Genomic DNA, 12,899 nt, shown 5'->3' on the forward strand with positions numbered 1-12,899 from the left:
CCCGACGCTCCTCTGTGGAACAGGCGCCCCGCCTGTGAATTCTTGCAATTCATTAAAAAAAAATCTCATTCACAAAAGAGCGCATCGAAAATAGGGCGGACACCGCCCGCCCTAGAAAACTACTTCCTCAGCAACTTCACCCCGCGAATCGAATAATCCAAAAGCTCAATTGGGTGCATTAAAGTAACTTCCTTTCCCTGCAACTCCAAATGCTTCTTAATTTGCAAAGAACAACCCGGATTAGAAGAAGCAATCAACTCCGCCCCAGTATTCAGCAAATTCTCCACCTTTTGCACTCCCAATTCATCAGCAATCTCCGGCTGAAGCATATTATAAACTCCCGCACTCCCGCAGCACAAAGCCGCATCCACAGGTTCTTTTAACTTCACCCCAGGGATTTGTTGCAGCAACTGACGCGGCTGCAAACTAATCTTTTGCCCGTGCAACAAATGACAAGCATCCTGATACACAATTGTCAAATCTCCCTCAATCAAAGGATTGAGTTTCGCCGTAATTCCCGCACTTGCCAAAAACTCTTGCACGTCCTTAACATTAGCAGCAAATTTCTCAGCTTTCTCCCGATATTGCGGGTCATCTGCTAAAATGTGACCGTATTCTTTCAAAGTGTGACCGCACCCAGCAGCGTTGATAATTACAAAATCAACACCCGTATTTTCAAAGCTATCAATCATTTGTCTCGCCAAAGCTTTAGCCTGTTCCGCTTGGCCTTGGTGTTCCGGCAAAGCAGCACAGCATCCCTGACTTTTAGGAACCACAACCTCGCAACCGTTAGCCGTCAAAACTCGCACCGTAGCCTCATTAACTGGCGAAAATAACAGCCGCTGGACGCAGCCTAAAATCACACCGACTCGATAGCGTTTCTCTCCTTGTGCCGGAATTACCTCTGGTAAATTATCCCGGAAAGAATCGATAGTAACTTTCGGCAAAATTGATTCCATCGCCGCCAAGCGAGGAAATACTTTTTTCAGCAAACCTGTTTTGCGGACAAGTTTTGGCAGTCCTAATTTTTGATAAATAAACAGGGGTACAAGCAAAGGTCGCAATCTGTGAGGATAAGGGAAGAGATTAAAAATCAGAGTGCGAATTACATTGTCGGAAAAAGTGCGTTCCTGATTTCTAGTAACTTGGTGGCGAGTGGCGGAAATTAATTTGTCGTATTGAACTCCAGACGGACAAGCTGTTACGCAGGCCAAACAGCCCAAACAAGTATCGAAATGCTGTGAGGTTGCTTCGTTTAAAGGTGCGTCGCCTTCATTAATTGCATCCATTAAATAAATGCGGCCTCTGGGGGAATCCATTTCTTTGCCAAGTACGCGATAACTCGGACAAGTTGACAAACAAAAGCCGCAGTGTACGCAAGTATCGATTAATTTCGGATCGGGCGGATTATTGGCGTCGAAACCTGGGATTTCTAGGGTTTCTAAGTGGGGATTTTGTGCTAAAAAATTGCTTTCTTTTGCAGGTCTTAAATCGTCGCTGGGAACAGGAGATTTTTCTGAAGTTTGCATATATATATTACCTAATTGTTTTTCTTCGTAGCAAGGAGTTAAATCAGCTTAATGGAATTTATGCAGAAGCTTTAGATCTATGTTGGCAACGGGAAATTTGCCGCTATAAGTAGCGTGTAAAACCACTTTTTACATAATTTATGAACGAATCAAGTCCTGACTACAAACTTTAAACTAAATACCGCTTATAAAACGATGGGGACTCAAAAGATTTTCCGGGTCAAACTGCTGTTTAATCCGGCGCATTAAAGCGATCGCACTTCCAGTATAACCCCAAACATCTAACTCTTGCTTGATGTCAGTCGGTGCTGCTAAAACAGTCAGAAAACCGCCTTTCGCTTCGCACCCTCTGCGTACCTGCAACAACCTGTCCGCCGTCGCATTCTCAAACCGCAAAACCCCCAAACCGCTGCCTGCATGAATCCAAGCGTCCTGTACCGGCAATTCGTTAATGGCCGTTACAGCTTCCGACGGTCTGATTCCTATTTTGCAAATAATTGCCGACTTTGTGCCAGAATCCCACATTGTTTCTGGCAATCTTTGCCATAACTGATGCTCATCATTTTCGCAGCAGCTACTGCCTTGCAAACCCAACTTTTCGCCAACTTCCAGCAAGCGGGCTGATTGTTGTTTAACACTTTCTGCGATACTTTGAAATCTGACGATTAATCCCGTGCCCTTTCCTAAGCCTAATTTTGCCACTAATTCAGGCGACAGCAGATCAACGGCACTTGGTGTCAAAGCAGAGGATAATAGGATTTGAGCCGTTTGGGACAAAGCATTAATTTCCCCTGTCAGCACTACGGTTCCCGATGATTCCGGCAGCGGATAAACTCGGAAAGTTACTTGAGAAATGACGCCCAAAGTGCCGTAAGCACCAGTAAACAGTTTCATCAAGTCGTAGCCGGCGACATTTTTAACAACTCGACCTCCGGCTACCGCAATTTTACCGTCCGATCGCACAAAGGTAATTCCCAACAGCAAATCGCGAACCCCGCGATAGCGATGCCGCAAGGAACCCGCATCAGCAGTAGCGACAATGCCACCCAAGGTTGCTTCTTGTGGATATGCTGGGTCGATCGGCAAAAATTGACCTGCTGCTGCTAAAATTTGCTGCAAATCCGCCAACTTCATCCCCGCTTCCGCAGTCACGGTTAAATCGCCCACAGCGTGTTGTACAAGTCGATTGAGGCGCGAAGTGCTGACAGCCACAAGCCGCGCTGCATCAGGAGATACCCTTAAATTCCCCTTCAAAAGACCCACTTTGACAACATCTTCCTCCCCCCTTGTTAAGGGGGGCTGGGGGGGATCGGAGTCTAATTTTACTAAACCGCCCCAATCAAGTTTGCTGCCACTGCCACAAGGCAAGACTGCACAGCGATTTTGCTGTGCCCAAGCAATGACAGCCGCCAGTTCTTCCTGAGTATTCGGGTAAACGGTACAATCTATTTTCGTGTCTGGGGCAACTGCTTTTTCTACCCGTTCTTGCCAAAATTGCTCTGTATCTTGCCAGCGACAGATGCCAGCAGTCCCGACAATACTTTCTAATTCTTGTGTGCTTACGTAATTTTCGGTAGAAAAAGATTTCATGAAGGTTATCAGACGCCCGGTAAAAAAAATTATCAAAACAGTGCCTAAAACCATTAAATATTAATACGGGCCCGATATTCAAAACATGAACAAACAAATGTCTCAAAACCGAATTTCTCTGGGAATTACCGGTCTCAACGAAGTGATTGGCGGCGGCCTAATTTCTCAACGCTCTTATCTGGTGCGCGGCGGCCCGGGTACTGGCAAGACGACACTGGGCTTTCACTTTTTGGCAGCAGGTGTGGCTGTGGGAGAAACGCCCCTGTTTATTACTTTAGGAGAACCGGAAGCGCAATTGCGGGCCAATGCAGCAAGTCTCGGTTTTGATATGGAAGCGATGGCGTTCCTGGATTTGAGCCCATCGTCAGAATTCTTTACAGAAGTTCAGACTTATGACATTTTCTCCCCCTCCGAGGTTGAGCGAGAACCGACTACACAAAAGATTATTGAGCGAGTCCAAGCTGTCAAGCCACAACGGGTGTTTTTGGACGCAATCACTCAATTTCGCTACTTAGCTGCGGATGAGTTTCAGTTTCGCAAGCAAGTTCTGTCTTTTCTGCGGTTTTTGGTGGAAGGGGGGGCGACGGTGGTGTTTACCTCCGAAGGCACATCAAGTGCTCCCGACGACGATTTGCAATTCATCAGCGACGGAGTAATTTATTTAGAACTATTGAAAGAAGGACGCGCCCTCTCTGTCACCAAGCTGCGAGGCTCCAACTTCCGCAGCGGCCGCCATTCGCTGCGCCTGACTCAGGCTGGTATGGAGGTATATCCGCGATTGCTGCCGGACAACTATCAACAGGATTTTGTTGCTGAAGCAATTTCTTCTGGGGTTCCAGAAATTGACGAACTACTGCACGGGGGACTGGAACGGGGGACTGTGACGGTGATTAGCGGGCCTAGCGGCGTGGGTAAAACGACGGTGGGCATTCAGTTTATGAAGGAAGCAGCAGGAAGGGGGGAGCGATCGGTAGTTTACATTTTTGAGGAGTCAACTTCTACTCTGCTGCGCCGCTGCGAATCAGTTAACATCCCGGTTGGGGCGATGATGGGGCAAGGAAGTCTTTCGGTGATACCCGTGGAACCTTTGCTCTACTCGCCGGATCAGTTTGCCTGTATGGTTCGCCAGGAGGTGGAGCAGAAAAAGACGCGGATTGTGATGCTTGACAGTATTTCTGGCTATCAGCTTTCGATGCAGGGGCAAGATTTGGTGAACAATTTGCACGCTTTGTGCAAGTATCTGAAGAATATGGGAGTTACGGTTATCTTGATTAATGAGGTAGAAGCCATTAGCGGAGATTTTCGGCTGACGGAGATCGGGATTAGCTATTTGGCGGATAATCTTCTGTTTATACGCTATATGGAACGCCAACTGCATAATAGGACAGAAATCCGCAAGGCGATGGGAGTAATTAAAAAACGAGTCAGCAATTTCGAGAGAACTCTGCGAGAACTTGAGATTACTCGCTACGGCATCAAAGTCAGCAAACCGATAGGGGGGCTGCGCGGCATTTTGAGTTCGGCGCCGGTGTGGATTGAGGGGGGAGCAGATGAAGATTGAATCGGGATTTGTCCTGCTGTTTTGGGGCAATTGCAGCTAATTTTGCAGTCGTGAATCTACTAATCAGTAGGGGCGCAGCGCGCACCTCACCACTAGCTGTAGTGCGCGCACCGCGCACCTCACCACTAGCCTAAGTCCTGGAAAACTTAAATATATTGGTAAATTTGTGTATTTTTCGACTTTTATAGCAGTTTTCACTTCTAGGAAATACAGTATGGGCACAGGGCGCGGGGCCGTGTCCTGTGTCAGATCATCTGTACTTCACTCCACTGAAAACCAATGTAATCCATCGCCGAAAAGTAAGCTAATACCAGATAAAAAAAGAATCCGACTTTAGACAACCTCCCAACCCATATATAATCACTCACTCCCCCTTCTAAAATCTAAAATCTAAACTCTCAAATGGTTATAACCCGTATTCACAGGAAGCTGATAAATGACTGGCACTTCAATAATTTTAGCCGTAGACCGCAATCAGCGCAACTTGGAACTATTAGCACAGTTTCTCAACAAAGAAGGATACCAGATGATCGCGGCTTATAACTTTGAAGATGTTGCACAAGCTATCAGTCAGCCTGCTAGGATCGGGATGGCTTTAGTAGATATTTCTGGTTTCGATCGCCGGATTTGGGAGTGCTGCGAACAACTGCGAAATCACCAAATCCCTTTTCTGATACTCTCGCCCAAACAAAGCGCTGCCATTCAGCACGAAAGCCTCTGCCACGGTGCTCGGAATATGTTGGTAAAACCTTTGATCGTTAGAGATTTGCTGGGAATTGTGCACAGCTTGCTAGGAGAACCTGCGTGAGTCAAATTTTATTGCTTGTCGAACAGAAAGAAAATCGCCGCTTGTTATTAGAATGGCTAGCAGTTTATTATGAGGTATTGCTGCCCAACTCAACAGATAGTGAGGATTTTTTACCATTTAATCAATCTTTTGACCTGGGGATAATAGACGGTCTTGCCCTGAAACGCCATTGGCAATGGGTGGCAGCCCAAAAACAGGCAGAACACCCAGTATGCTTGCCTTTTCTTTTGATTACATCCCGCTCGGATGTAGGGATGGCAACGCAATTTATTTGGCAAAGTATTGACGATTTGATTATCGCTCCGATCGAGAAGATAGAATTGCAAGCGCGGGTGGAGATTTTGCTGAGATCGCGCCAGTTGTCTTTAACTCTCAAATTGTCTCACGACCAACTCGATCGCACTCTGCAAACAGCCCAAGAACTCAACGAGATGAAAACATCTTTGCTGTACATGATTGCCCATGACGTTCGCAATCCTTTGAATTTCATCATCGGCACTACACAACTTCTTAGCAAGTACAAGTTGACATTAACAGAGGAGAAAACCCAAGAACTTCTAGACAAAACTCAAGCAGCAGCAAAAGGCATAGATTTGTTATTAGATGATGTGCTGCTGCTGGGGCGTGTTGAGTCAGGAAAAACCGGGTTTTCCTTGCTACCGATAGACTTAACAAAGTTTTGTAATGAGTTGGTAGGGGAATTTCAGAACAGCCTGAAGTTGAAACCTGAAAATGACCGGGTGACGCTGATTTTTGTAAATCACAATCCATCCGCGATGGCGTGTTTGGAGGTAAGCTTGCTCCGGCGCATTCTGGGGAATTTGCTGTCCAATGCTATTAAGTATTCTCCCCCTAATACCGAAGTAATCTTTGAATTAAAACTTACTGAAACCGAGGCTATTTTTTCGGTACTGGATGCAGGAATTGGCATACCTGTCGCCGACCAAGAACGGTTGTTTAATTCATTTTACCGGGCTAAAAATGTCGGTCGAATTCCCGGTACTGGACTGGGGCTGAGCATTGTTAAAAAATGCGTGGACTTGCACGGTGGCGAAATTACTTTGATAAGTGAAGAAGGCGTCGGCAGTACATTTACAGTAACGCTGCCGATCGCACAACCTCGAAAAAAGCAAATCTCGCCTGCAACGCCTTAAACTAGATGCAAGCATTATCTTAGGATATTCATCGAGGAATTTGACGCCCGGGTGAGGCTATACGTGGTAGTGTGACCATGAGATGTATCCTCAAAAAACTGAAGAAAACTCTCGCTATTTTACAACGCCAGAAGTTGAAGAACCATTAAGGGCCGCTGGTCAACTGATGAAATTGAGCATCGTCGTTCTAGGAGCGATTGACGAGGGTGAGAATTGGCGATCGAGCTGCGACGAACGATCGCTATCGTAAAAAATGTTGAAGGCACCCAAAAATAATTAGATGCCCTACAAAACTTATCCCGAATTGCCAGACTTTATATTTCTGAAAAAAAGCGACCCAACAGCCGTCACATCTTAGATGATATGATGCTGATTTTAACACTTTAAAAATGGTTAATCAACTCTTTTCTGAATTATTGTCCGACTACAATCAATCAAGAGTTGAAGAGCGATCGCCTGAGCTTTCAGGCCCAGAGTCCAACTGTTCAACTATTAATGGTTGAAACCTGATGTTTCCAGGTTCAATTGGCACTTTTCTCCACCAAGCTGGCAACAAGAGCAGCCAAAACTTACCCAAAGACACAGAACGCTGCTCGCCAACAAAAACCAAGGGCAGGAGAGCCGCCACTCGTAAGACGGCTGAGAGGGCAAACACCCCTGGCAAGCCACCGAGATTGGTCAAAGTGGCGATAAAGCCACCAAGGGTGATTCCCATTGCCCCAGTGACACCAGGAACCGCCGCCGCGATCGCAAAGTAAAGGGACTGATTACGTAGTGGTGCCACCGACATCATCAGATTACCACTGCACAGGTCGATCGCCGCCCACGTGGCACCGCCGATGATGTGCAACAGCGGGAACCACACCCATATAAAAATTGGAGCCGTTCCAGCTTCTAGCCAGAGCAGAGGGGTCAGAGCCACCAAGATTCCCACTACTATCATGATCGGGCGGTTCCCAACCCGGTCAGCCAGTTTGCCCCAAAAAACCAGCAGCAGTAAGTTAGCACCCGCTCCTAAGCTGTTGTAGAGCGTTACCACACTGACATCTATACTTAGGTTATCCAGCAGATACAGGTTAAAGAAGGGAGCGCTGACGTTAACGGCAAAGCTCCATAGAGCAGAGTAAAGCAAAAACTTTAAAAAATTGGGTTCCTTGAGAAAGCTAAAAATTGTCCCTATGGATGATTTTTCGCCTCTCTCTGAATGCGTGACGTGTACAAGCTTTGGGTTCACATCGGTCATAAAGAACTGACAACCTAGACTGATGATGCCAAGCACAATTCCTAAAACCAAGATGGCACTGTAACCTTGGAGCCTTCCACCGGGCCAGTTCGATACCACTAGAGCCAGCAACGGCACACCAATGAGATTCGTCAAGCTGACAGCACTATTGCGAAAGCCAAAATACCGCCCGCGCAACCGCTGAGGTACTAAAACCGCCAACCAGCTCAAGAAGGAAGCACGACCTAAAGATTCTAAGACTTGAGTTACCCAGATGATTGCCAATGTCAACTGCACTAGCTGATGTCCAGCGAGCTGAAATGAGCCTCCCAACCAAATGGCTGGCACGATAATCAGCCACAGCAGTCGCGACAGTCCGAAAATCCAGATGGAATACCAGTGGCGGCTCTGCAGTCGGTCTCCTATATAAGCTCCGAACGGTTGGAGCAGATTTACCAGTTGAGGAATGGAGGCGAGCATACCAATTTCGACTGGGCCAGCCCCTAAATCCAGCAAGAAATTACTGAGCAACGCGCCGCCGATGATGCTGTAAAAAAGCGTAGCGAAGACACTCTCCAAAGTTAGCGATCTGAGGCTTAACCGAGTTTCCGGTTTGGAAAATTTTAGAGGCGGATTGGTCAGAAGTACCGTCTCTGGTAAGGCTATATCCTCTTGGATTTCCTGAAGAGGGAGAGGATTCGTTCCTACTAAGCTGTAATCTTCTTCTTGTGTTTCGAGCATACTGGATAGCCAATAGATGAGCTGCTACGCAGCTTAATTGTATAATATAAGGTTAAGTATTTTAAGGAGCACAGCCATAGATGCAAGCTAAAAATCATTTCTCTCAAAAGCCAAAAGAAAGATTACTTAAATAAATTAGAAAAAATAAGAATGCCCAAATTACCGAAATATTATTAATAATAATTATATAAATAGCTAAGTTTTTATATTTTTTCTGCGACAGTAGGTTACTGAATTCTTCAGGATGAGCCCTATAAAATAGAGAGCTTTTCAGATGGAAGAAGTCAAGGTTACTTTCGGAAACCCACCTTTTATTATGAATAAAGGTTGCTAAAAATGAGAACCCAATCAAAGTTCTAAAGGAGCAAGAGCGTTCAACAAATTTTCTAGGATAAATCGCAGCAAAGATTGAGTTGCAAATATTAAACCTAATCGCGCTTGGGCGAGTTTTGGCTGTTCTATTTTAACTTCTCCCCAAATTCGGCACTGGCTGTAAAAAATCTGAAAGGCTTCGCTCAAACTATTGGCTAATTTGAAATAATTAACAGGTTTTTCGCGGTTTTTTACCTCAAAAGTAGGATATAAATTGTCTAGCACTGTTAACAGTTGCGATATTAAACGGCGTTCTGCTGGATGCACTAACCGCAGTCGATCGCCCTCGTCAATCCAAGGGATAGGATTTGGACTCGCCAGCGACCAAATTTGCGGCGCTGTAGCGACATCTGGCTGGGCGATCGCAATTATCCGATCGCGGTGGGCCATTCGCAGCAGGGAACAGCAGCGCGCGTGGCTGTATTGAATGGGAAACAGTCGATCGGCACACACAACAGAATCTAATATTTTAGATCCTGAAACTGGAAGGTTCGTTTGAGCTAAACGCTGCAACCAGACGGCTAAACCTGCATCAGTCAACTCCATCTCGATCATTCCCCCCGGCGCTACTTTAACGGCGAAATCTGGGTAGCACAGCGGTTCGAGTGTTTCGACCAACTCGGCGGCGATTGTCTGCGGTGTCTGCTGCCAAGTTTTAGCCAATTTCAGGGCGATCGCAGACACATAAAGCACCCGCGCGCTATCTTTACTTCGATTTAACGGAATTATTGCACCCTTCTCAATAAGCTTGTTATGGGCGGGCAGGATGCCCATCCCACAATCAAATTCACTCTTCGCTTCACAGGCATCTTGCCTGTTCTTGAAAAGGCTGCCACCTATGGGATTTAACGGAATTTGGGCCAGTGTTCCCTGCTGGGCGATCGCGCTTTGGAACATTGAAAGCAAGAAACACTTCACTGTAACTTCCGGGCACTGTGAGATATTTGCTGTATCCATATCGGCTCATCCTACCGTAAAAGCAACGATCAACTGTGACCGCTTGCACTTTTCTTGTACGTTAAACTGCGGATGTTAGGGATAGTCGATCGCCTCCCCCGGACGAGGCTAAATCGAATTAATCGGCTTTGTAGCGATTTTGGGGCTAAATATACAATTATTTCAGACAAATTTTTTGCTGATCTCTACCATTTTGATGTATTTTTTGCTACATTTAATTTTTCGGTAAAACACAGAAAAGTCAGCACAGTTAAGAAGCGTACAAGCTCGATCGGGGGTTGGTTATCTCACTTTGTATCGCACTGCTGGCAGAAACTGTTTGTCTCACTATTAAATATATCCCAGAGCCTCACTTATGCAATCAACTTCCACACCTCTAGAGACTATCGATCGACCTTTTATCACTTGGCAGCGAATTATCGACTGGGCCCAGGAACACTACCGCTGCCGGACTTTTAGCAAAGACGAGCGGATTCCCGCAAGGCCCGGACTGCTGTATTTAGTCCAGAAAGGTTCTGTGCGGCTCGTAGGCAGCGCTCAAGTTAGCGCTGCGGCGGCGAAGTCAAAATCCGTTGACAAAACTACAGAAGAAGCTTTTTTGGGCTTCGTCGGGGCTGGCCAGCCCTTTGAACTGGTTGCTCAGTCTCCTTTTACTCTCCAAGCTTACGCTCATGCCGATCAAACTCACGTAGTGTGGATGTACTGGCACGACTTGGATAATTGGCCTCACTTTCGTAGGGAAATTTTGGATGCGTTTCGCTACCAGCACCAGCGGAAACTTCTCTGGCTGAGCACTTTGGGACAACGCCGGACGATCGACCGACTGTTGGGATTTCTCACTTTGTTGATTGAGGAGTTCGGCGAACCTTACGTAGGTGACGGCGAACCGGATGTGGTTCGGGGCTACCGCCTGCCTTGGGCCTTGACTCACGCTCAAATTGGCAGCGCGATCGGGTCAACGCGGGTGACTGTGACGCGCCTGATGGGTAAGTTGCGATCGAAAGGTTTGATTAATACTGAGGATGATAATTTAATCTGTTTGCCGGCTAAGTCTAACCCCCAAAAGACAAAAAACCAACAGCAGGACTTAGAAGATTCCCTGGAAGATTCCCTGGAAGATTCCCTGGAAGATTCCCTGGAAGATGAAGATTCCCTGGAAGATGAAGATTCTCTCGAAGAATCTGCATAAAATCCTGCGGGAAATTGCCAACAAACAGCGCGTCACTATTAGTTTTGGGCAGTCGCGCTCGATCGCTCGACAGTGTACGATGAATTGTGTAAACTTTTCCCGTTCTCGAAAGGTGCGACTGACAATGACCGATGACAAGCAAAAATCTTCAATCCCGAACAATCAGCAACGGGTGGTATTCTGCGACTTTGACGGCACGATAACTGTTGAAGAAACTTTTGTGGCGATGCTCAAGCATTTCGCACCGGAATTGTCGTCTCAACTAATGCCTGAAATATACGCTAGAAGGCTGAGTTTGCGATCGGGAGTGCGGCAGTTATTAGAGTCTATTCCCTCGGAATGTTACGGGGAAATTGTGGAATTTTCTAGGGGAAGGCTAATGCGGCCGGGATTGTTGGAATTGCTGGATTTTTTGGACGAGAAAAAGGTAGATTTTGCGATCGTGTCCGGCGGTCTTCGGGTCATGGTAGAGACGGTAATGGGCGATTTGGTACACCGGGCGAGCGTTATTTACGCTGTGGATGTGGACGCTAGCGGCCCTCGGTTGCAAGTCAGTTCTGAGTTGGAAGGAGATGAGGAATTGGTGGCTAAGGTGCGGGTGATGGCGCAGCACCCGGCCGAAGAACAGGTGGCGATCGGAGATTCGCTGACGGATTTTAATATGGCTTTGCAGGCTTCGTCGGTGTTTGCGCGCGATCGGCTTGCCGAGTATCTAGACGAACAACAAAAGCCTTATACTAAATGGGATAATTTTTTTGATGTGTTGGAAAATTTGTCCCAAAAATGGAATTGAAACTATCGCCTTTCTCAGGTAATATAAATTCCGTTTGCATCGGTATTGTATGATGTTAAATTTTGTAGGGGCGGGTCCACCAACAATAATTGCCCATAATAAACAATATAATAAACCCGCCCCCGTGCAGATAAGTCCGATGCGACCGAATTTGATATAAGCTTTGCACGGATTACCATACGTTTAGATAGGCCAGCGCAATTCCTATTAAAGTAAAAAGTAGATTAAAAACTGAGGATTTGTAAAGGATGAGTGGCGATTTGAGATCGGATTTAATTGCAGCAGCCAAACATTTTTACGATCGCGGTTGGATGGTTGGGACTGCTGGCAATCTTTCAGCCCGCTTACCAGATGGCAGTTTTTGGATTACTGCTAGCGGCCGCGCCAAAGGGCAGTTAACTGAACAAGATTTTATCAGAATGAACTCAGAGGGGGCAATTGTCGAGCAACCTGTTGCCGACAGCCGCCCTTCGGCCGAAACCAGCATTCATTTAGCCGTTTACAATTGTTTTCCAGACGCTAAAGCTTGCTATCACGTGCACTCCATCGAGGCAAATTTAGTTTCTCGGCTAACCGCAGGAGATGCAGTGCCTTTACCCGCGATCGAAATGCTGAAAGGTTTGGGGGTGTGGGAGGAAAACCCGCAAGTGTCGATACCCCTCTTTACAAATTATTTAGAAGTCCCTAAGATAGCCAAGGAAATTTGCGAATTCTTTGCCATTTGTGCGCCCTCTGTACCCGCTTTGTTAATTCGCGATCACGGCATCACAGTCTGGGCAGACTCGCCAGCGGCAGCTTACAATTACGTAGAAATTGTAGAATACATTTTTCGCTATAAGATCGCAGCCCGCCAATTAAATTTAGATTGAAGATTTGGGATTTGAGATTGAGCGGTGCATGAATTCGGAATTATGTAGGTGCGCCCTAAGCAGCTTACGGCTATTACCGCTATGATTAGCCTCTCAAACCACTTTTTGTATCCC

The 12,899-nt window shown here is 46.5% G+C and carries 11 protein-coding genes; 7 read left to right on the forward strand and 4 right to left on the reverse strand.

What is annotated here, in order from left to right:
* Window positions 1-119 precede the first annotated feature (119 nt).
* Entirely contained in the window at window positions 120-1,529 is a 1,410-nt protein-coding gene (locus tag QUB25_RS11650; RefSeq protein WP_333183436.1) for a heterodisulfide reductase-related iron-sulfur binding cluster, read from the reverse strand.
* 174 nt (window positions 1,530-1,703) lie between these two features.
* Window positions 1,704-3,119: an FAD-binding oxidoreductase gene (locus QUB25_RS11655; protein WP_333183437.1), complete on the reverse strand. Its 1,416-nt coding sequence runs from the start codon at window positions 3,117-3,119 to the stop codon at window positions 1,704-1,706.
* A 97-nt stretch (window positions 3,120-3,216) separates the two neighbouring features.
* Here QUB25_RS11655 and QUB25_RS11660 point away from each other — a divergent pair, with 97 nt between their 5' ends.
* The 4 genes from QUB25_RS11660 (at window position 3,217) to QUB25_RS11675 (ending at window position 6,892) form a co-directional block, all read left to right on the forward strand.
* Complete coding sequence (locus QUB25_RS11660) at window positions 3,217-4,680, forward strand: ATPase domain-containing protein (RefSeq protein WP_333063036.1); 1,464 nt, start codon at window positions 3,217-3,219, stop codon at window positions 4,678-4,680.
* Between the two features lie 436 nt (window positions 4,681-5,116).
* Window positions 5,117-5,488, forward strand: a complete 372-nt coding sequence (locus QUB25_RS11665; RefSeq protein ID WP_333041151.1) for a response regulator — start codon at window positions 5,117-5,119, stop codon at window positions 5,486-5,488.
* Window positions 5,485-6,642, forward strand: coding sequence for a HAMP domain-containing sensor histidine kinase (locus tag QUB25_RS11670; protein WP_333063038.1), 1,158 nt, complete (start codon window positions 5,485-5,487; stop codon window positions 6,640-6,642). Before QUB25_RS11665 ends, QUB25_RS11670 begins: the two co-directional genes overlap by 4 nt.
* Before the next feature lie 82 nt (window positions 6,643-6,724).
* Complete coding sequence (locus tag QUB25_RS11675) at window positions 6,725-6,892, forward strand: hypothetical protein (RefSeq protein ID WP_333183438.1); 168 nt, start codon at window positions 6,725-6,727, stop codon at window positions 6,890-6,892.
* A 180-nt stretch (window positions 6,893-7,072) separates the two neighbouring features.
* Here the strand turns inward: QUB25_RS11675 and QUB25_RS11680 are convergent, their stop codons facing one another.
* Window positions 7,073-8,605, reverse strand: a complete 1,533-nt coding sequence (locus tag QUB25_RS11680) for an MFS transporter (RefSeq protein ID WP_333183439.1) — start codon at window positions 8,603-8,605, stop codon at window positions 7,073-7,075.
* Between the two features lie 348 nt (window positions 8,606-8,953).
* Window positions 8,954-9,934, reverse strand: coding sequence for a DALR anticodon-binding domain-containing protein (locus QUB25_RS11685; protein WP_333183440.1), 981 nt, complete (start codon window positions 9,932-9,934; stop codon window positions 8,954-8,956).
* Window positions 9,935-10,289: 355 nt separating this feature from the next.
* Here QUB25_RS11685 and QUB25_RS11690 point away from each other — a divergent pair, with 355 nt between their 5' ends.
* The 3 genes from QUB25_RS11690 to mtnB all read left to right on the forward strand — a co-directional run bounded on the left by QUB25_RS11690 (window position 10,290) and on the right by mtnB (window position 12,785).
* A complete protein-coding gene (locus QUB25_RS11690) occupies window positions 10,290-11,123 on the forward strand; it encodes a Crp/Fnr family transcriptional regulator (protein ID WP_445242201.1) in 834 nt (277 codons plus the stop codon).
* Complete coding sequence (locus QUB25_RS11695) at window positions 11,077-11,916, forward strand: HAD-IB family phosphatase (RefSeq protein WP_333063044.1); 840 nt, start codon at window positions 11,077-11,079, stop codon at window positions 11,914-11,916. Before QUB25_RS11690 ends, QUB25_RS11695 begins: the two co-directional genes overlap by 47 nt.
* A gap of 248 nt (window positions 11,917-12,164) precedes the next feature.
* On the forward strand, window positions 12,165-12,785 hold the full coding sequence (gene mtnB / locus QUB25_RS11700) for a methylthioribulose 1-phosphate dehydratase (protein WP_333063045.1): 621 nt from the start codon (window positions 12,165-12,167) through the stop codon (window positions 12,783-12,785).
* Window positions 12,786-12,899: the final 114 nt, after the last annotated feature.

The sequence above is a fragment of the Microcoleus sp. B3-D7 genome (assembly GCF_036705305.1).
In the GTDB taxonomy this organism is placed as follows: domain Bacteria; phylum Cyanobacteriota; class Cyanobacteriia; order Cyanobacteriales; family Microcoleaceae; genus Microcoleus.